19 protein-coding genes and 2 tRNA genes are annotated in these 20,846 nt (G+C 37.8%); 13 read left to right on the forward strand and 8 right to left on the reverse strand.

The features are described from left to right. The first annotated feature begins 4 nt into the window (after nt 1–4). From ACFS6I_RS14955 to ACFS6I_RS14985, 7 genes are all read left to right on the forward strand, one after another. Nucleotides 5–1,078 carry a Glu/Leu/Phe/Val family dehydrogenase gene (locus ACFS6I_RS14955; protein ID WP_380921793.1) on the forward strand — a complete coding sequence of 358 codons (1,074 nt, stop codon included), beginning with the start codon at nt 5–7 and terminating at the stop codon, nt 1,076–1,078. 56 nt (nt 1,079–1,134) lie between these two features. After that, nucleotides 1,135–2,082 carry a transcription antitermination factor NusB gene (gene nusB, locus ACFS6I_RS14960; protein ID WP_021189220.1) on the forward strand — a complete coding sequence of 316 codons (948 nt, stop codon included), beginning with the start codon at nt 1,135–1,137 and terminating at the stop codon, nt 2,080–2,082. 10 nt (nt 2,083–2,092) lie between these two features. Further along, nucleotides 2,093–2,560 carry a DUF1573 domain-containing protein gene (locus ACFS6I_RS14965; protein WP_380921795.1) on the forward strand — a complete coding sequence of 156 codons (468 nt, stop codon included), beginning with the start codon at nt 2,093–2,095 and terminating at the stop codon, nt 2,558–2,560. A gap of 21 nt (nt 2,561–2,581) precedes the next feature. After that, a complete protein-coding gene (gene yajC / locus ACFS6I_RS14970) occupies nt 2,582–2,893 on the forward strand; it encodes a preprotein translocase subunit YajC (RefSeq protein ID WP_021189218.1) in 312 nt (103 codons plus the stop codon). A gap of 120 nt (nt 2,894–3,013) precedes the next feature. Then, nucleotides 3,014–3,964, forward strand: a complete 951-nt coding sequence (locus ACFS6I_RS14975) for a YbbR-like domain-containing protein (protein WP_132772709.1) — start codon at nt 3,014–3,016, stop codon at nt 3,962–3,964. Between the two features lies 1 nt (nt 3,965). Beyond that, entirely contained in the window at nt 3,966–4,547 is a 582-nt protein-coding gene (coaE, locus tag ACFS6I_RS14980) for a dephospho-CoA kinase (RefSeq protein ID WP_380921798.1), read from the forward strand. A 6-nt stretch (nt 4,548–4,553) separates the two neighbouring features. Next, on the forward strand, nt 4,554–5,501 hold the full coding sequence (locus ACFS6I_RS14985; RefSeq protein WP_380921800.1) for an MBL fold metallo-hydrolase: 948 nt from the start codon (nt 4,554–4,556) through the stop codon (nt 5,499–5,501). A gap of 67 nt (nt 5,502–5,568) precedes the next feature. Here the strand turns inward: ACFS6I_RS14985 and ACFS6I_RS14990 are convergent, their stop codons facing one another. The 5 genes from ACFS6I_RS14990 to ACFS6I_RS15010 form a co-directional block, all read right to left on the reverse strand. Continuing rightward, nucleotides 5,569–6,759 (reverse strand): MFS transporter, encoded by a 1,191-nt coding sequence (locus ACFS6I_RS14990; protein WP_380921802.1) that lies wholly within the window; start codon nt 6,757–6,759, stop codon nt 5,569–5,571. A 94-nt stretch (nt 6,760–6,853) separates the two neighbouring features. Beyond that, the gene (metQ, locus tag ACFS6I_RS14995; RefSeq protein ID WP_132772714.1) at nt 6,854–7,660 is read right to left on the reverse strand and encodes a methionine ABC transporter substrate-binding lipoprotein MetQ; all 807 of its coding nucleotides are present in this window, start codon (nt 7,658–7,660) and stop codon (nt 6,854–6,856) included. Between the two features lie 18 nt (nt 7,661–7,678). After that, on the reverse strand, nt 7,679–8,332 hold the full coding sequence (gene metI / locus ACFS6I_RS15000; RefSeq protein ID WP_132772716.1) for a methionine ABC transporter permease MetI: 654 nt from the start codon (nt 8,330–8,332) through the stop codon (nt 7,679–7,681). Beyond that, entirely contained in the window at nt 8,325–9,344 is a 1,020-nt protein-coding gene (locus ACFS6I_RS15005; protein WP_380921805.1) for a methionine ABC transporter ATP-binding protein, read from the reverse strand. The genes metI and ACFS6I_RS15005 overlap by 8 nt, the downstream gene beginning before the upstream one ends. Before the next feature lie 158 nt (nt 9,345–9,502). Beyond that, the gene (locus tag ACFS6I_RS15010) at nt 9,503–10,468 is read right to left on the reverse strand and encodes a TIGR01777 family oxidoreductase (RefSeq protein ID WP_380921807.1); all 966 of its coding nucleotides are present in this window, start codon (nt 10,466–10,468) and stop codon (nt 9,503–9,505) included. Between the two features lie 91 nt (nt 10,469–10,559). Between ACFS6I_RS15010 and ACFS6I_RS15015 the strand changes: the two genes are divergently transcribed. The 3 genes from ACFS6I_RS15015 (at nt 10,560) to ACFS6I_RS15025 (ending at nt 13,180) form a co-directional block, all read left to right on the forward strand. After that, nucleotides 10,560–12,470: an AAA domain-containing protein gene (locus ACFS6I_RS15015; RefSeq protein WP_380921809.1), complete on the forward strand. Its 1,911-nt coding sequence runs from the start codon at nt 10,560–10,562 to the stop codon at nt 12,468–12,470. Between the two features lie 94 nt (nt 12,471–12,564). Beyond that, nucleotides 12,565–13,011 (forward strand): hypothetical protein, encoded by a 447-nt coding sequence (locus ACFS6I_RS15020; protein ID WP_380921811.1) that lies wholly within the window; start codon nt 12,565–12,567, stop codon nt 13,009–13,011. Beyond that, nucleotides 12,974–13,180 (forward strand): hypothetical protein, encoded by a 207-nt coding sequence (locus tag ACFS6I_RS15025; RefSeq protein ID WP_380921813.1) that lies wholly within the window; start codon nt 12,974–12,976, stop codon nt 13,178–13,180. The genes ACFS6I_RS15020 and ACFS6I_RS15025 overlap by 38 nt, the downstream gene beginning before the upstream one ends. 147 nt (nt 13,181–13,327) lie before the next feature. Here the strand turns inward: ACFS6I_RS15025 and clpB are convergent, their stop codons facing one another. Then, the gene (gene clpB / locus ACFS6I_RS15030; protein WP_132844729.1) at nt 13,328–15,931 is read right to left on the reverse strand and encodes an ATP-dependent chaperone ClpB; all 2,604 of its coding nucleotides are present in this window, start codon (nt 15,929–15,931) and stop codon (nt 13,328–13,330) included. A 280-nt stretch (nt 15,932–16,211) separates the two neighbouring features. Here clpB and ACFS6I_RS15035 point away from each other — a divergent pair. After that, a tRNA-Thr gene (locus tag ACFS6I_RS15035) sits at nt 16,212–16,284 on the forward strand. Between the two features lie 23 nt (nt 16,285–16,307). Then, nucleotides 16,308–16,380: transfer RNA gene (locus tag ACFS6I_RS15040), tRNA-Thr, on the forward strand. A gap of 115 nt (nt 16,381–16,495) precedes the next feature. Here the strand turns inward: ACFS6I_RS15040 and ACFS6I_RS15045 are convergent. Both ACFS6I_RS15045 and ACFS6I_RS15050 read right to left on the reverse strand, forming a co-directional pair. Next, nucleotides 16,496–18,841: a glycosyl hydrolase family 95 catalytic domain-containing protein gene (locus ACFS6I_RS15045; RefSeq protein WP_380921816.1), complete on the reverse strand. Its 2,346-nt coding sequence runs from the start codon at nt 18,839–18,841 to the stop codon at nt 16,496–16,498. A gap of 441 nt (nt 18,842–19,282) precedes the next feature. Further along, nucleotides 19,283–19,987: an LOG family protein gene (locus ACFS6I_RS15050; RefSeq protein WP_037526690.1), complete on the reverse strand. Its 705-nt coding sequence runs from the start codon at nt 19,985–19,987 to the stop codon at nt 19,283–19,285. A 119-nt stretch (nt 19,988–20,106) separates the two neighbouring features. Here ACFS6I_RS15050 and recR point away from each other — a divergent pair, with 119 nt between their 5' ends. Further along, nucleotides 20,107–20,721, forward strand: a complete 615-nt coding sequence (gene recR, locus ACFS6I_RS15055; protein WP_168127475.1) for a recombination mediator RecR — start codon at nt 20,107–20,109, stop codon at nt 20,719–20,721. Nucleotides 20,722–20,846: the final 125 nt, after the last annotated feature.

The following is a 20,846-nucleotide window of genomic DNA, read 5'->3' on the forward strand; positions in this document are numbered from 1 at the left end:
TTTTATGTCAGCATCTCAAACTCCAATTTTCGAATTATTGGGACAATTTGGTCACCAGAATTTGTTTTTTTGTAATGATGAAGTAGTTGGTTTGAAAGCAATAGTTGCGATTCATGACACTACATTAGGTCCAGCAATAGGCGGTGTCCGCATGTTGCCATATTCCAGTACAGAAGAAGCTATCGAAGATGCTCTTCGCCTTTCTAGAGCAATAACTTACAAATCAGCAATCACGGGCCTTAATCTAGGTGGTGGTAGTGCCGTGATCATCGGTAATCATCGTATAGATAAATCTGAGGTTTTGCTGAGACGCTTAGGACAATTTATTGAGGGCTTAAATGGTAATTTCATCGCTTCGATCGATGTAGGTATCGGTCAACGTGATTTGGAACATATTTTTACAGAAACTTCACATGTGGCAGGCTTACCTAAAGCGATCAATGGCGGAGGTGATACTTCAATCTTTGCGGCACAAGGTGTACTCTATGGTATTAAAGCTTCCTTAAAAGAACTATACGGTTCAGACAGTTTAGCGGGACGTAAAGTTATCGTGCATGGTATAGGAAGTGTTGGCGAGCGTTTGATCGAAATGTTACGTGATGAAAATTCGCGCGTATATGTAAGTGATATTACGGAAGACCGGATGTTGAAAACAGCAGCAAAATACAAAGTTGAAACCATTGCATTCGATAAAGTTTTTGATTTTGACTGTGATGTTTATGCACCTTGTGCATTAGGAGGGACTGTTAATCCAGAAACTGCCGCAAAAATGCAATGTAAAATTATTGCTGGTGCAGCAAATAACCAATTAAAGGATGAATTGGTTACGAGCAACATTTTGCATGAAAGAGGTATTTTATATGCACCGGACTATTTAATTAATGCAGGAGCATTGGTTAGTTGTTATTCCGAAATACAGGGCTATGGCGCTGATCATACCGAGTTTGTCATTAAAAATATATACAACGCAACACGCGAAGTATTACAAAAATCAAAACAAGAAAATATTTCTTCGTTCCAAGCTGCCAATCAAATCGCAGAAAAACGTATCTTTGACATTCGAAAACTCAAAAGATAGAGAAAACAAACAAACAAAACAATCGTTCTTACATACAAATCGTTCTTTAAAATACTATGTTAAATAGAAGACACCTAAGGGTCAAAGTAGTGCAGACGCTTTATGCGTACAGTTTATCTGAAGATAAAGATATCAAAGCCTTTGAAAAGGCATTATTGCAAAATGTGGATGAAGTGTACGAAATGTACATTTGGACTTTAAATCTCCTGGATGAAGTGGCCGATTATGCATTGATAGATGCAGAAGGTCGTGCAAATAAGTTTTTGCCAACAGAAAAAGATTTATCGCACAACACCAAACTAAGTAGCAATACTTTTATCGAGTCTTTAAGACAAAATCCGCAGTACGCAGAAGGAGTAAAGAAATACGGTGTTTCTTGGAACTTTGATCCTGAAATCGTTCGTACAGTATTCGCTCAATTGAAGCATTCTGAAGATTATGCATATTATATGCAGTCATCAGATCGTTCGATTGCAGTGGAAAAAGATATTATTAAGTTTATCTTCAAAAAAATTATTTTAAAGTCGCCTGTTATTGAGCAGGTTTTTGAAGAGAAATTTATCAACTGGACGGTCGATAAGGAAGTTTTACAAGCATTAATTGCCAAAACATTTAAGAACTTCAGTTCAGAAGAACCGAGACAAAATAAACTGGCAGAGCTTACGCAGAACTGGTATGATGATAAAGATTTCATCTTAAATCTGATTGCAAAAACAATCCGATATACAAATGAATATCAAAAAATGATTACCGAGAAAACAAAAAATTGGGAATCAGATCGTATTGCATTAATCGATACCTTATTAATGCGGATGGCTATTTGCGAATTGGTGAATTTCCCTTCTATTCCGGTAAAGGTTACAATTAATGAGTATATTGAAATCTCAAAAGTATTCAGTACACTGAAGAGTAATACCTTTATTAATGGTATTTTAGATAAAATTTTAAGTGATTTAAATCAAGATGGCCGTATTCAAAAACAAGGTCGTGGATTGAATAATTAAAAATATTGATATGAAAAAAATGAACTATTCACTGCTTTTAGCATTCGGTATCTGGACTTTAAGTTCATGTGGTGCCAGTAACAAGAGCGAAAATACAAGTTCAGATTCCGTAAATGCAACAGCAGATACATCTGTAAATACAGAAGCTGCAGCTGGTGCCATCGGTACTATCGAATTTGCAGAGCCTGCATTTGACTTTGGACAGATCAAAGAGGGAGCTGAGGTTACACATACTTTTACGCTGAAAAATACAGGAAATGCACCTTTAATTATTTCAGAAGTTAGAGCTTCTTGTGGATGTACACAACCTGAGTTTTCAAAAAGTCCAGTTCTTCCAGGTAAGACCTCAGATATAAAGGTCACTTTCAAAAGTGAGGGTCAGGTGGGTAAACAGCAGAAGATTATTACCATACACTCTAATGCTTCAAATGGGTTGACGACAGTTCAGCTGAAAGGTGAAGTATTGGCAGCTAAATAATAAAATATAACAAAGATACATATGAACACAGTTTTTTTACAGGCAGCGGGCTCAGGAAGTAGTTTAATGAGCTTTTTACCGATGATTCTTATCGTGGTTGTTTTTTATTTCTTTATGATTAGACCTCAGATGAAGAAACAAAAAGATCATAAGAAATACATTGAAGAATTAGGTGTTAATTCTCAAATTGTAACAAATGCGGGTATTCATGGTCGTATTGTTGAAGTTTCAGAAACAACGTTTTTAGTTGATGTAGGTTCTGGTGTTAAAATTCGTTTTGACAAATCAGCAGTAGCTTTAGATGCTTCTAAGGCATTGAATGCAAAAGCATAACACAACAGAAATTCCAGGAGGCCGATCTTACTAAAATAAGATCGGCCTTCTTATTTAATCACATTCAAATTGCCCTATATTTCATCAGGATATGAAATACAAAATGTTTAAGTTTGTAGTATGGCAAATATTATTCGTATCAGTAAATCACAAAAAAGAAAATTAATCACATTCACGCGGTGTGTTCTTATTTCTTTATTTGCCTGGCTGTTATTTTCCATCTCAAATGAATATGTTATTACTGTAAAAGCAGGAATTGAATATGTAAATTTGCCAGAAAAGCGTGCTTTTCATCCGCAGCAATCAGATACTGTCAATATTAAGTTAAAGATGACTGGCTGGCAGGTGTTGTTTTCAAAAGTAAAATCGCAAATTCCGACGGTGCATGTTGATATCAGCGGTTTAAAAAATAAAAATTGGATCGTTTTCTCCAATCAGATCGGTTTCATTAATCGTCAGTTCCCACATGAGCAGCTAGTGGTTTCCGTAAGTCCTGATACTCTTTATTTTGATTTTTCAAAACAGACACAACGTAAAGTACCTGTAAAAGCAATGGCAGATATTCAATTTAGAAAGCAATATGGCTTTATAGGGGAGACGCTCGTCAATCCTAAATATGTGACAATTTCTGGTCCTTATGAGGATGTAGCGAACATTGAGTATTGGGAAACAGATACGATCAGAGGAAAAGATGTATCAACAGATTTAAGAACAGTAGCCTATCTTAATAAGAATCAAAGGGCGAACATCAATGTGTACCCAACTTCAGTTGAAGTACTGATGCCTGTAGGCGAATTGACGGAGAAAATTATAGAACTACCTTTAAAGGTTGAAAATAACACACATTTTAAGTCGGTAAGAACGATGCCTAGTAAGGTTGCAATTACGGTTCTGATGTCTGTAAAAGATTATAATAATTATACTGCCCGGGATTTTGAAGCAGTTGTTGATATCAACGATTGGGAAGAAGCAAAAGTCAAATATTTACCAGTTATTTTGACCAAAGTTCCTGATTTTTGTTCTGTTCTGAGAATAGAACCTCAGAATGTTGATTTTTTTGTACGGAAGTAATATGGGAATAAAAGTAGGAATAGCTGGCGGTATCGGTTCAGGAAAAACAATCATATGCCATGTTTTTAAGGTTTTAGGTATTCCCGTTTACAATGCGGATCTAGAAGCAAAATTGATCATGAATAAGAGTGATCAAGTACGATTGGCAGTGATGCAGGAATTCGGTGATGAAGCCTACAGTAATGGCGTGTTAAACCGAACGTTTCTCGCAGCTCAGGTTTTTAACGATGCTGCTAAGCTAGCGCAATTAAATCGCATCGTTCATCCGGCAGTCATTCAGGCAGCGGAGGATTGGGCTGATGCACAGACAGCTCCATATTCGTTAAAAGAAGCATCTATTTTGTTTGAAAGCGGCTCTTATAAAAAAGTTGATTACAGTATTTTGGTTACAGCTCCGATAGAAATACGCATTGCTAGAGTAATGGAGCGCGATCAGGTTACTAGAGAGCAAGTCCTTGCGCGGATGAATAATCAGATGTCTGACGAAGAAAAGACTAAATTAGCGGATTTTGTCATTATCAATGACGGCATTACCCCAATAATTCCACAAGTGATGGCATTGCACCATCAATTTCAGAAATAAATTTTTATGTTAAATATATTATCAGACTTTCTGGTTCGAAGACCAGAAGGATATTATTGTCAATATGGTGACTTCTATATTGACGCAATGTTACCCGTGCCGGTAGATGTTGTCTCTCACGGTCATGGAGATCATGCAAGACCTGGTCACGGTATTATTTACTGCACAGCTGTTACAGGCGCTATTATGCATTATCGCTATGCACAGCAGCCACTATCAAGCTACCGAAAAATAGATTTTAAAAGTAGTTTTCACATTGGCCAGGTTGAATTAACCTTTATTCCTGCAGGACATATTTTAGGTTCTGCTCAAATTTTGATGGAGTACAAGGGGGTGAGGTACCTATATACTGGGGATTACAAATTGCAGGAAGATGAAACCTGCGAGCCTATAGAGATTGTACAAGCAGATGTACTGATTACAGAATGTACTTTTGCCGATCCAGATGTTATCCACCCTGATCCCATTGCGGAAATAAAAAAACTAAACGAGCAACCTTTTAATATTCTCTTAGGAACATATGGACTTGGGAAGGCACAGCGGTTGACCGATCTGATTAATAAACATTGCCCTAATCGAAGAGTACTGGTTCATCATGGGATACTGCCACTTCACCGTATTTACGATGATCTGGGGCCTAAAAAGCTGGTGTACGAGCAGTATAATCGACGGGAGATGAAACTGGGCGAACCTAATAAGGTTTATATGGTGCCACCTATGACATTCAATAGTTATATTCGTGCCACCAACGTTGTCCGTGCTTTTGCATCCGGATGGAAGAGGTTGCAGCAACATAATGATCTTTCGCTCTTCATATCCGATCATGTGGACTGGAATGACATTTTGTATTTTATTCAAGCGGTAAAACCACAGGAGGTCTGGACACTGCATGGAGATGGCCGAATATTAAAACAGCATTTTGAAGGTAATCTCGATGTTCGTGATATTTATTAATATCTTATTGTCAACTATTTAATAGCATTTATATAAAAATTTTATTTATATAAATGCTAAAATTTTGCTAAGAATTTCTTTTTGATTTTTGTAGAAAAATGCAGACAACAACTCCAGATAATACGAGAATTAAACTAAAAGGAAATATATAATTCATGCCAAATTGCTTTGCCACCAATCCTACAAGTGGACCGGAGATGCCTAGTGAAATATCAATAAACAAACCATATGCGCCCAAGGCCGCACCTTTGTTTGCGCTCGAAGCACTTTTTACAGCTTCTACTCCTAACGCTGGAAAAACCATTGAAAATCCCAATCCTGTAATAGCCGCACCGATGATGGTTACAAAAGGTGTAGGGGCAAAGGATATTAATAATAAACCAACACTTTCGATCAACATGGAGTAGAGGGCTATTTTGACGCCTCCAATTTTATTAATGCTTCCCGTGAGGACAAATCGACCTAAAACAAACATTGTACTGAAGCAGGTGATACAAATTGCAGCATTCTCCCAACCTTTATAATTATAGTACAGGGTAATGAAGGTTGATATCGTTCCAAAACCTATACCAGCCAATGCGAGTCCTGTCCCAAAAGGAGCAACAGATTTGAGAACCGAAAAAAATGAATTCCGGACTTCTTTCGACATTGCATATAATGCTTTTTTATTAATGGTCGTAATAAGGCCAATAAGCCCGACCAGGGTAGTCAAAAGTGCGATAGACCAATTGCCTAGGTGCAGGGATATTAAGACGCCTAGAGGGGCTCCTATAGCCATTGAACTGTAATTGAAGATTCCATTGTATGAAATTGCGGTACTGGTATGTTGTTCCCCAACACGTAAGATTGCCCAGTTGATTGGACTGGCACCGACCATTCCTTCTCCACAGCCAGTAAGTAATCGGGAGACAGCCAACAAACTTAAAGCAAGAAGCGGAGATGAGCTATTGGAGAATGCAGCCCATAACAGTATCCCTGTAAGGATAAAGCAGATCATACTGATGATGATAGCAGGCTTAGGACCTTTTTTATCCACAATTGTTCCGGCATAAGCACGCATAAAAAAGGTCATAATATATTGCGAGCCAATTACGGCACCAGCGATAATGGTATTGAATCCCAAAGTTTCATGGATGAATATAGGAAGGACTGCTAACGAAAGACCAATGGTGAAGTAACCGTAGAAGGTTAAAATCGCATAGCTAGCAATCTGAAAGCGGTAATCCTGCGTCGCTTTTTGTAAAGATTTGGATAACATGCTGCAAAGGAAGCAAACCTAAAGGGGATAAAAAAATAAAAGCCAATATTCTGCATCAGAATATTGGCTTTTATCGTTAATCAATTAAAGTTGATTACCACCCTTTGATCGCTCCGCCTTTGAAAACTTTTTTAGCGATGGCTTCTACTTCCGGTGATTGATAAGCTTCTATAAATTGTTTGATACGCTCATCATTTCTATTATCCTCTCGCGATACAATTAGATTCACATACGGTGATTCTTTGTCTTCAGCAAATAAACCTTCTTTTTCAGGGTCTAAACCAGCCTGAGCAGCAAAAGTATTGTTAATAATAGCAATGATAACCTCTTTGTCATCTAAAACCCGTGGTAATTGGGGAGCTTCAAGCTCCATAATATTTAATCGCTTCGGATTTTCTATGATATCTGTCTTTTTTGGCAGAAGGCCCACATCATCTTTTAATTTTATTAATCCCTCTTTTTGAAGTAACAACAGCGATCTGCCCCCATTCGTTGGGTCATTAGGAATGACAATAGTTGCTCCTGGCTGTAATTCATTGATTGACTTTATTTTTTTAGAATAAGCAACTATAGGAAAGACAAAGGTATTGGCGACTGCGGCTAATTTATATCCGCGCTGTCTCGATTGTTCTTGAAGATAAGGAAGGTGCTGAAATGAATTAACATCAATATCACCTTGATTCAACGCTTCATTAGGGACTACATAATCGTTAAAAGTTACAAGCTCGACGTCAAGATTAAATTTTTCTTTTGCCACCTTTTTTGCCTCTTCAGCAATGTCTTGCTCTGGACCGGCGACAATTCCTACTTTAAGGACTTTTGAATCTGTTTTTTTTCCGTTACAAGCTGTTAAGCCAAATAGAGCCAATGCTACAACGCAAATTTTAGAATGTAATCTCATAGTTTTTTAAAATAGATGTTAACGATGATTAGCTTTTTTAGACAGGTAATCTCCTGTAAATTGAAGAATAAATACAATTAAAATTAGTAAAATTAATACAGCATTCATAATAAAAGTATCATAACCGATATAACCATATTGGTATCCAATCTGTCCAAGCCCACCTGCACCTACTGCTCCGCCCATAGCTGAATAACCGACTAAGGTAATCAATGTAATTGTCAGATTATTAACGAGTGATGGCAGAGACTCGGGAAGTAAAACTTTGTATATGATCTGTAATGTAGTGGCTCCCATGGCACGCGCAGCTTCAATTAGACCATGCGGAATTTCTAATAAACTGTTTTCAACTAACCTGGCAATAAAAGGTGCGGCAGCGAAACTTAAAGGTACCAAAGCTGCAGTAACACCAATAGAAGTGCCTACAAGCTGCCTGGTAAAAGGTATCATCCAAACGATCAGGATAATAAAAGGTATGGATCGAAATATATTGACCAGTATGGCAAGTAATTGATGAATATATTTATTTTCATGTAATTGGTTTCTTCGTGTTAAAAAAAGAAAAATACCAGTAGGGAGGCCAATCAGAAAACCAAAAAAGCCAGACAGAAAAGTCATGACGATAGTTTCGATAGTACCTTTTATCAATAAATCAATAACTGTATCAGACATATCCTATGATTTCTATTTGTGAGTAATTTGATTTTAAATAGTGGAGGCTGTTTCTGATATTATCAGCCTCACCAATAAGTTCCAGATTAAGTATGCCGAATTTGATTGAACCTACATAATCAATCTGCGCACTGATAATAGCCACATCAATGGCATATTGCTCATGCAGATGTTTGATAACAGAAGTTTGATTAAAATGTTCTGCAAGGTAAATCTGGACGATGGGATTTCCACTTTCTTTCAGGCGCTCTTGATAGATTGTCGGTAATTCGGCATGTAGTGACGATTGAATGAAGTGCTTTGTTAATGTCTGCTTAGGTGATGTGAAGATCTGTTCCACTGTGCCAGTTTCGATTAATTTTCCGCCATCAATGACAGCAACTTGATCACAAATGATCTTAATGACTTCCATCTCATGTGTAATCAGTAAGATGGTTAAATTTAATTTTTTATTGATTGCTTTTAGCAACTGCAAAATAGATTTGGTTGTAGCAGGGTCCAAAGCACTGGTTGCTTCGTCACATAACAAAATCTCAGGATCACTTGCGAGGGCTCTAGCAATAGCAACACGCTGTTTTTGACCGCCAGATAAACTTGCAGGATAGTCATGTGCTTTGTCTTCCAGTCCTACCAAAGCCAGTAGCTCCATTACCTTTAGCTGAATATCATTTTTCGAAGTGCCAGTTAGTTCCAGCGGAAAAGCGATATTCTGATATACCGTACGGGAGGAAAGTAAATTGAAATGTTGAAAGATCATGCCGATCTTGCGTCGATGCTGAATTAAATCCTGATTGGATAATTTCATTAGGTCGACACCGTGAATCAAAATTTGTCCCTCGTCGGGTTTTTCCAATAAATTGACGCAGCGGATTAATGTGCTTTTTCCTGCACCTGAGCTACCTATCACACCAAATATTTGCCCTTTTGGAATAGCAAGTGTTACTTGATCCAATGCTTTCGTAAACTTATTTTTTACTGCAAATGTCTTGGAAATGTTAATTAATTCTATCATTTATGTATAGTAAAAACTAATCTTACAAAAAAACCTTTCAAACATGTCCTGAAAGGCTAATGGATATTCAGTAATGGCCATATTAAACAAAGGCATATTACTATATTTTAGCGCAAATGTATCAAAAGTAGCCCTAAATCACAATACTTATATTCACATTACAGGGTTTTGATGCATTCTTCAGTTAGAAATGGGTATTTAAAATTAAAGCCTGTATCAATTATTTTTTGGTTGCTCGCTGTTGTACTTGTCAGCAAAACTTCTTCACCCATTTGTCCAAGAGCAAATTTTAAAAGAAAAGCAGGTACGTAAATCGGTAGGTAGATTGAACCTACTTTTTGTTTAGCGATTCGATCGATTATTATTTTTTGTGCCAGTACTTCTGAGGATACAGCATTGTAAATTCCCACTATTTCATTGTTACGTATGGCTGTTAAATACAACTTGCACAAATCATCGATGTGGATCCAGCTCATTTTTTGTTTTCCCGAACCTAAGTAAGTTGCACTTTTAAACTTTAATGATTTGGTCAATTCTTTTAAAGCACCCTCATCTTTACTGAAAACTACGCCTAACCTGAAAATAACAACTCTTTTATGCAATAATTCAACAGGTTTTACGCTGTCTTCCCATAGCTTGCAGGTCCAGCTTAAAAAATCCGTACCCTGTTCTTCATTTTCAGTAAAAGCATGTCCGGTTTTTTTGTCTGCTCCATACCAGCCAACTGCCGATGTTGAAATGACAGCTTTAATTTTGTTAGGAAGTTGCTGTAGCGCTTCTGCGATTAAATTACCACTATTAACCCGGCTGGAGATCAGTTCTTGACGACGCTTCTTCGTCCATCGCTTGTCAGCAATGCCAGCTCCAGCAAGATTTATAATATAATCTGCCCGTTTTATCGCATCATTGTTTATACGTTTAGTATCTGGATCCCAGTATAAATGTTCAATATGATTGCTGTCTTTATTTACGCTGGGGTTTCGACTGAATATAATGACATGAAACCCTTCGCTAACAAGCAATTTTGTTAAATGCCGACCAATAGTTCCTGTACCTCCTGCTAGAATGATTGTTTCCATAGTTCCAAGATCTTTAAGCTTATAAATAATGTGATCGTTTCTCATAGCCAATTTAATTTTTATTTATCATATTCCACCCTTATTCAAATTAAAAAATGGTTATTTTGCTGTATATAGTAGAGTAGGATTTTAAAATATGAATTATTTTGATGAGCTTAAAATGCTCTTGAATATAGAACAAGACTTTGATCGTGAGCAATATGAAACCCTTTTGCTAAAGTCAAGCTTGAATGAAAGAAAGTTAAAAGGTGTGACCTGGTTTCCGATTCAGATTAAAGGTGAAGAGATGGGGCGTGGTGATTATCTGACCATTACATTGTCCAAAACAAATAACCAGGAGGATGAACATCGTTTTCGCTTTGGTATGCCGGTCGCTCTTTTCTCGAATCATGATCCCCTAGTCGATCGGGCAGAAGGACTGATTTCTTTTGTGAATAGAGATACAATGAAAATTGCATTGCGGGTCGACGAACTGCCTGACTGGACGAGAAGAGGTAAACTTGGTGTAGATCTTTTATTTGATGAAAATTCATATAAAGAAATGCATGAAGCATTAAGGAAAGCCAAAGAACTGCGTTTAGATTTAAATGAAGGAAGACTGATCCGCGAGATAATAGGTGAGGAGGAGTTAAAGGGATATAAAAAAGAAATTAATTACGATAACGCTACTTTAAATCAGAGTCAAAATGAAGCCATAGCTCATGTTTTAAGTGAGAATCCGATTTCCATTATACATGGCCCTCCGGGTACAGGAAAAACGACAACTTTGGTCAAAGCAGTACAAGCCTTACTGAAAAAGGAAAATAAGCAAATTTTAATTGTGGCACCGAGTAATACGGCAGTTGATGTTTTGACCGAACGATTAGATGCCGCAGGAGTGTTAGTGACACGCATTGGAAATCCCGTCAAAATTTCAGAACATTTACAAGAATTAGCACTGGATGCCCAAGTGGATCAGCATCCGGCAAACAAGGAAGTCAAGTTGCTCAAGAAAAAAGCACGGGCTTACACCGAAATGGCTCAGAAGTATAAACGAAGTTTTGGAAGATCTGAACGGGAGCAGCGTAAAGCACTTTTTGATGAAGCCAGAAAAATAGGGAAAGAAATTGGTGATATACAAGATTTTATGGTTGCAGATATTCTGGATAAAGCACAGGTTGTTACTGCTACTTTAGTCGGATCCAATCAGTACGCAGTCAGAAATAGGGTATATCAGGTTGTTATTATCGATGAGGCAGCACAGGCTTTAGAACCCGCTTGTTGGATTCCGATTCTAAAAGCAAATAAGGTGGTGCTTGCAGGTGATCATTGTCAGCTTCCTCCCACGGTGAAGTCAAATGCCCAGATGAATATCGGTCTTTATCATACGTTGTTTGAAAAATTAGTAAAACGTTATCCTGAACATGTTTCTTTATTAAACGTTCAGTATCGGATGAATGAAAAGATTATGCAATACCCTTCTACGGCACTATATGATGATCATCTCATTGCAGGAGATCATGTACAGCATTGGACGCTCAAAGAAGATTCGGAACCTGTTGTTTTTATTGATACTGCAGGGGCAGGTTTTGAGGAAGAACAGGATGGAACAGCTACATTTAATGTAGGGGAGGCTCGTTTTGTTATCAATCATTTGAAACAATCATTGTTATCTTTTGAACAGGTTTATGCTGAAACTGATTTTCCGGCGATTGCAGTTATTACTCCTTACCGGAGACAAGCGACATTGCTAAATGAATTATTAGTAAATGATGAGCAGATTGCTCCCTTTCGTCATCATATCCAAATTAACACTATCGATAGTTTTCAGGGGCAGGAAAAAGATATCATATATATCAGTTTAACAAGGAGCAATGATCAGCAGGCAATCGGTTTCCTTTCCGATGTGCGTAGGATGAATGTTGCTATGACAAGAGCAAAGAAAAAGCTCATTGTGGTGGGGGATAGTGCCACTGTGGGTAAGCATGAGTTTTATGATAATTTTATTAAATATGTAGATACCATGCAAAGCTACCATAGTGTTTGGGAGTGGGATTTGGGCGAATAGTTAATATAACATGAAATTCTAACGGAAATTAGTAGCAGATGTATTGAATTAATCTGCTATTTTAGCAACTTGACGAATTTTTACTGAAAAAATTATGGATAAGTATTATCAAAATAAAGAATTAGTTTTTAAGACGCGTTGGATGACAGCAACTGGATTCTACTTCGCCGAAGCGGAATTGCCAGAAGCATCTTTAACAGCATATTTAAATGATTCTGAAGAATCAGAAGAACATATTATTTTCATCCCTTTTAGTCAAATAAAAAGAGCTGTACCACTTTTTGATAATCAGCCACCATTGCTTGATATTGATGTATTAGATCCAAAAGCTTATCAAGCTGTAGTTGCAGACTTTGAGAATAAAGCCCAATTGAAAGAAGCCATTCAGGCAATTGAAGAGCAATCAGGACTTAGAGAAACAGTAGAAATCATAAAAGACAAAACCTGGATACGTAATTTGCTTTATACAATTGCAGTTGCTTTTTTTCGGTTTTTCACTCGTGATGATGGCAAGGGAATTAGAAAATGGCGAAGTACCTGATACGAGTGGTAACCGATCGGGTTTCAAGAGTGTTTTAGCTGCTATTGCAGAGCAGTTGGGTTTTCTGGGAAGTGCTGCATTAGCTGTAGTATTGTTTTCTGGTTTCGCATATTTTACTTACACAATATATAAAAGTTCAAATACAACAAGAACTGTCTGGAAAAAGTAAGGCTTATTCATGAATTTCTGATGCTCTAAAATCATGATCAGCGTTAGGGATAAATGAAAATTGTTTTCAACTATTCTTTAAAATATAAAAAAAGTGGCTGACTCTTGCGAGTAGCCACTTTTTTAATTTTAAAAGGTGCTTTGACCTTTATTCAACCTCATTTTTATTCAGGAAGACAAATTGACCATCAAATACGTCCAATTGGATAACCGCATCTTTATTTACTTTTCCTGAAAGGATTTCTTTCGAAAGTTCATTCAGGATGCGTTTTTGCATAACACGTTTCAATGGCCTTGCACCATAGATCGGATCATATCCTAATTGCGCTAGCCAATCCATAGCGTCATCCGATGCAGTGATGAAGATATTTTGCTCAGCCAATTGTTTTTGAATATGGCTAAATTGCATCCGTACGATGCTTGCAATTTCATTTCTGCTCAGTGGTGTGAACATGATGATTTCATCAATACGGTTCAGGAACTCTGGGCGAATTGATTTTTGTAAAAGCTCAAACACTTCACCTCTTGTTTTTGCAATAACCTCATCTCTGTTATTATCATTCAACTGCGAGAAATTCTCTTGAATGATATGCGATCCGGTATTGGAAGTCATGATGATGATCGTGTTTTTGAAATTCACCGTTCTACCTTTGTTATCTGTTAAGTGACCATCGTCGAGTACTTGCAGTAAAATGTTGAACACATCAGGATGTGCTTTTTCAATTTCATCCAAAAGTACGACAGAATACGGACGGCGGCGAACAGCTTCAGTCAATTGTCCACCTTCTTCATAACCTACATATCCTGGAGGCGCTCCGATAAGTCGGGACACTGCGTGACGCTCCTGATACTCGGACATATCGATTCGGACAAGCGCATGTTCATCATCAAATAAGAACTCAGCAAGTGCTTTTGCTAACTCCGTTTTACCCACACCGGTAGTTCCCAAAAAGATGAAAGAACCAATGGGACGCTTAGCATCACTAAGTCCCGCTCTTGAACGGCGGATAGCATCAGAAATCGCTTCAATCGCCTCTTCCTGCCCGGCAACCCGCTTATGTAATTCCTCTTCCAGAGAAAGAAGCTTATCGCGCTCAGACTGGATCATCTTATTAACAGGAATACCGGTCCATTTAGATACCACATCAGCAATGTCTTCAGAAGTCACTTCCTCTTTTAACATCCGTTTGCTATCCTGCTTTTCAGCTAATTCTGCTTTTAATTTTTCGACCTTATCCTGCGCATCTTTGATACGGCCATAGCGAATCTCAGCTACTTTTCCATAATCTCCTGCACGTTCCGCTTGATCAGCTTCCTGCTTATAGTTTTCTATATTTTCAATCTCCTGGTTGACACTGTCCACCAACGTTTTTTCTGACTGCCAGGATGCACGTAGAGAATCACGTTCGGCAGATAGATTAGCGATCGTTTCAGAAAGTTCACTGACTTTCTTATCATCATGCTCACGCTTTATTGCCTCCCGTTCAATTTCGAGTTGCATAATACGGCGATTCAGCTCATCTACAGCTTCAGGAACAGAGTCCATTTCAAGACGTAATTTTGAAGCCGCTTCATCCATTAGGTCAATCGCTTTATCTGGTAAGAAACGATCCGAAATGTAGCGGGTTGACAATTCTACAGCGGCAATGATTGCTTCGTCAAGAATGCGCACTTTATGGTGCGTTTCGTAACGTTCTTTTAATCCGCGCAGGATTGAAATTGCATCTTGAGTCGTTGGTTCGTCAACCATTACTTTTTGAAAACGACGTTCCAATGCTTTATCCTTTTCAAAGTATTTTTGATACTCGTTCAATGTTGTTGCACCAATAGCACGAAGTTCTCCACGTGCTAACGCAGGTTTTAAGATATTGGCAGCATCCATTGCACCCTCACCACCACCAGCACCAACTAAGGTGTGGATCTCATCGATGAACAGGATGATTTCGCCGTTACTGTCAGCAACCTCTTTGACAACAGCTTTTAATCTTTCTTCAAACTCGCCTTTGTATTTTGCACCGGCTATTAAAGCCCCCATATCCAAAGAGAATACGATTTTTGATTTCAAATTCTCTGGCACATCACCGTTGATGATCCGGTGTGCAATACCTTCGGCAATAGCGGTTTTACCAACCCCTGGCTCACCCACTAATATGGGATTGTTTTTAGTTCTACGGGATAAGATCTGCATCACGCGGCGAATTTCTTCATCACGCCCAATAACAGGGTCTAATTTTCCCGATTCAACAAACTCATTTAAATTACGGGCGTATTTTCCCAAAGCATTGTAGGTAGCTTCGGCATTTTGATCCGTCACTCTTGTGTTGCCACGTAGTTCTTTGATCGCTAATTTAAGATCCTTTTCATTTACTCCTTGATCCTTCAGTAGACTAGATGTTTTATCGCCTGCATTTAGAATACCTAGAAGTAGATGCTCTACAGATACAAACTCATCATTAAACTCCTTCAAGTAGCTTTGCGCTTTTTGCAAGGCCGAATTTGAGGTATTGCTCAAATAGACATTTGTGCCGCTGACTTTCGGGAATGCCTGAATCTGCTTATCCAGTTCTCCACTTAAGTAAGGGATATTTACATTTAATTTTTTTAACAGATGACTGATTACATTTTCATCAACTGTTAGCAAGGCTTTAAGTATATGTGCGGTCTCAATAGCCTGCTGTTGATTGCCTGTGGCAATCTCCGAAGCTTTTTGAATCGCCTCTTGTGCTTTAATTGTATAGTTATTGAAATTCATGGTTTTATTTGCTTTTTGATTTGATAATGGGATAACAATCAAAATGCCATATCTGTTTTTATTCTTTTTTCGGAAAAAATGTCTTGTATTTTTATTGTGAAATGACAAAATTTCAGTTTTAGCTGTTTTTGAGAGCTAATCTCATATTTGGATGAAAAATAAATGGCTTGATTTTCAGAAAATTATTAAAAATGTGAAAAAAAAAGCCAATAAAGTTTGATTTTGTTGTCAAAGGTTTCGATATTTGCACCATCATAATTCGAAAGGGTTATTTAAAAAAGCCTCTTTAGCTCAGCTGGTAGAGCAACTGACTTGTAATCAGTAGGTCATTGGTTCGATTCCGATAAGAGGCTCTTTTTTAACTTTCATACATGATGCCTCCTTAGCTCAGCTGGTAGAGCAACTGACTTGTAATCAGTAGGTCATTGGTTCGATTCCGATAGGAGGCTCAAAAAGGTCAATCTCAAAAAGGTTGACCTTTTTTTGTGTTTCTACTGATCGTGTGCTTTATATAAATTAAATTTATACCAGTGATGAACCGGCATAAATTTAATTTTATTGAGCTTAAGTCCCTATAGGCCTGATTATATAGTGACGACCTATTTTTGTTTCAAATGAAAACCTTTCTCCTGTCTTACTTACGGCTATTTGCTTACCATTTTCCATCACTTGTATTTCTTTTTCTTTCCAAGGATTGTGGATCTGGCATTTTGTGCCTTTTTCACTATAAATGGACAGATTTGTTATGGTAGTGCCATCATAATCTGCAGAAACTAAAAAGGCACCTTTAGTCCGTAGGCGCGTAAATGAAGCGCTTGATTTTACCCAATTAGGAAATATGTACAGCGTGTTATCAAGCGTTTGAAGCATCATTGAGTTGACCGTTTCAACTAGGGCTGTTTTTTCCGAAGCATGATGGCCATCTGTAATCAAGAAGTTTTTTTGAGCACCGCTGGCCAATATGCTTAGGTTTTTAATAATTATTTCGGGTGAGAAGCCAACGCGTGCAGCCATAATATAACCGCTTAGACCTAACGCATTCATTGATCCTTGAAATCCATTTTGGTCAACTTCATAGTATTCAACAGTATTTTTAGCTATCTGTAAAGAATCTGGATCTGAAAGTAAATCGAGTACTTCGCAGGGGTAGACCGGATGCATTTGTATCATGTGGTTTGGTAGATCCCATCCTGCTTCATTTTTTGCAAAAACCGGCAAGCCTTTATTCGGTATCTTGGTTGGCTGTATTACCTTGTATTTAGGAAGGTGATCGAGAATATCCTGCCACAGCGTTCTCCGGTTTTCATCCACATCCAATAGCTCACTATACTTGAGAAGTAAGCTGAAGGTTTGCTTGACGAAACCTAGATCGGAGGGAGGATTGAGATCCCAGGAACTCTCATGTGCGCCAGTAGTGATACTGTATCGATAAGTATCACCATATGGCTCCTTTTTCAGGTAATCCTCATAGAAATCACCACATTCTTTAATAAAGGGGTAAGCTCTCTTTTTTAAAAAAGCCAAATCACCAGTATATTCATAGTACCAGCTGAAAAGTGGTACATTGAACGGCGCATTCATCGTTTGTTGCCAGTAATAATTGTAAGGTATGCCAATTCCCAGTCCACCAACTAAGAAAACAGCCCCTCTAAATGATTTCCCAGCTAGAGAGGGATGGACAGTTCCCATGTCATTTTGCGCACGTCTTCTTCCGTCAGGTAAGATTGTTTCAATGAAATTGTAAAAAGGTTTTGCAATTTCGGGTCTATTCGCGGAGAAGACGCTATAAAATCCAGCTTGGCTATTATAATTTAAATGGATATCACCATGGTACATCATTTTGTCATCCATATTCCAGACACCATACATGCCACCACATGCCGGGGAATGTTCATTATAGGCAGAAGCTAGAAAATAGATCGAACTTAAGTACTGCCTATTGATCAATTCATCATTTGTTTCCACATATGACCTATTCCACATATCCTTCCACCATGCTATTTTTGTATTTCTTAATTCATTTAAACGGTTATTTTGCAAATCATGAAGTGTTTTATAGGCGTTTTCCATCTGTGCATCGTTCTTCATACCGCCCCCCGATATGTAAGACAGTACATAGACAGTTTTTCCAGCTTTAAGAGTAAAGTGCGTATTGGTCTGGGCTTGGGATTCTCTACTGCAAATAGATGATGCGCCAAGAACCTTAGTTGATATACCGGCTTTAGAGACCCATCTTACATCTGTAGTTTTAGTTTGTCTTGTTACCTGCGTTACGTTACTGTTCACATCGGCTGTTGTGCCATATGTTGCTGATATACTATCGGCATAAGTATCTACAGATATTTTGATAGGAGTTTTTGTGTTATTTACCAGTTCAGTGACTAAAAGATTTTCATTAACAGATATCCAGCTTTTCATATGCACAGGTTGTGCTGTTGCTGTACGCATGCGCAATTCATTACCTAGTTGATCCATCTCATACTTAAAACCAGCGCTTATCGGTGATTTTACTGTTATTTTAACCCCGCCAACAGGAAGGGCAGCGGGGCCGGATCCGGCCCAGTCCGACCAGCCATCTGTTACAAAATCGACTTTTGAGATGCTGAAAGTCTGGCTGTTTTCAGCAGTATGGCAGACCACACCAACATCACCATTGCCTATATAAGGTCCAATAGGTGCATGATTACTGCGGATACTTTCATAGCTAAACGGTGCGTTCCAGACGGCTGTCATTAAGTTTTTTTTACTTAAAAAGAATTGATTATCTGCATCAGAATTTTTTATCAAACTTCTCTTTTGCTGCGATTGTGCACGACTGCCTATATTATTAGATGAATTGACGTTTTGTTGCGCCTGACTTGAAAAACTTAATAATAATATACAACAGGTTAGATTTCTTTTTATCTTCATTACATTTTGAGAGGTTACAGTAGTAGGGAATTTAGAGTTTAGTTATAAGTTTTTGGAACTATTAGAACCGATATAAAGATTCAATATATTTTTTCAAAATACTACCTTTATATTTGCCAATAATGTTACTTTTTTATCATTATCAAGTTGTGGCATACTGCGCCGATCAAGTCCAAAGTAACAGCTGGCTTTAGCCTTAATTTTGATGTATGGTCATAGCTATGCCACTAATCATTTGGGATGGTTTAAATAGAGGTGCTGTTTTAGTGTCAATTATCGGACGATGAGATGAGTTTTTGCATGTTCCCATTTTTAGAAACTTAAGATCGCGAAGTTATGATAGCATAGCGTACGGTCATTTTGCAAAATCCCTTGCTATACCAAAACAAAAGGGTCCCATACATATGTATGGAACCCGTTGTATATCGATACCAGTTATTATTAAAAGTTTGGTTTTAATAAATACTTGTCGTAGAATCTGAAAATATGATCTGCAGCTTCTTCCGCCGTATCAACGATGCGGTAGAGTTTTAGATCTTCTTCGCTGATGTAGCGTTCACCTAGCATTGTGTTCTTGATCCAGTCGAAAAGGCCACACCAATATTCGGAACCCACTAACACGATCGGGAAGCGTGCGATTTTACCTGTCTGGATTAATGTAATTGCTTCAAATAATTCATCCATTGTTCCAAATCCGCCCGGCATAACAATATACCCCTGCGAATACTTCATGAACATGACTTTTCTAACAAAGAAATAGTTAAATTCAAGAAGTTTATCACGGTCAATATATCTGTTGTGAAATTGTTCAAACGGCAATTCTATATTTAGTCCTACTGATTTACCGCCGGATTCATAAGCTCCCTTGTTTGCAGCTTCCATGATACCGGGGCCACCTCCAGATATAATTCCATAGCCACGTGCAGTTAATAAACTTGCCACATCGACAGCCATTTGATAGTATTTATGATCTTGTGGAGTTCTTGCAGATCCAAAAATGGAAACACAAGGACCAATTTTAGCTAATTTTTCAAATCCATCTACAAATTCGGACATGATCTTAAATATTTGCCACGAATCTTTTACTTTTATCTCCTGCCACGTTTTGTTTTCAAAGGCACTTCTTATTTTGTCGTCTTTTGTAATATCCATGCTATACTCTTATTATAAAAATTACTGTTCCTTTTCATTTGAAGGGAATACAAGATAAGGAATATTTTTAATTTGAACAGTTTCTTTAACTATTATATTGTTAAATTTGTGCCATGAATTTTTCTTCTAAATTATTAGAAAACGCTGTATCCGAGTTTGGACGTTTACCTGGAGTAGGTCAAAAAACTGCATTGCGACTTGTTTTACACCTGTTAAAGCAATCGGATGCTGAAGTTGCACGATTTACATCTACTATTAATCAATTGAAAGAAGAAATTCAGTATTGCCATATCTGTTTTAATATTTCAGACTATCATGAATGTGAAATTTGTACTTCTCCAAAGCGGGATCATTCCATTATATGTGTCGTGGAAGATACGCGTGATGTGATGGCGATTGAAAATACCAATTCTTACCAAGGAATCTACCATGTATTAGGGGGACTTATTTCACCAATGGATGGGGTAGGACCGTCTGACTTGAAGATTGACGGTTTGGTCGACCGTATGCGTAAGCAAGATGTAAAGGAGGTGATATTGGCATTAAGTGCTACGATGGAAGGAGATACAACGATATTTTATTTGTATCGTAAGCTCAAAGAATTTAATATCCAGGTCACCACTATCGCACGTGGTATTGCTTTCGGCGGTGAGCTTGAATATGTCGATGAATTGACCTTAGGAAGGTCAATAGCGACGAGAACATTATATGAACGACCGACGTTATAAGGGTTAGAATACCGTATTATTTTGATTGTAAAAGCTTTGTTACCCGACGAAGCTTTTTTTTGGCCTGCTTTTTAGTGAAAAGTTGTATTTTAACAGATTATTAAATCTAACACAACCAAACTATC

The sequence above is a fragment of the Sphingobacterium anhuiense genome (assembly GCF_042686355.1).
In the GTDB taxonomy this organism is placed as follows: Bacteria; Bacteroidota; Bacteroidia; order Sphingobacteriales; family Sphingobacteriaceae; genus Sphingobacterium; species Sphingobacterium anhuiense.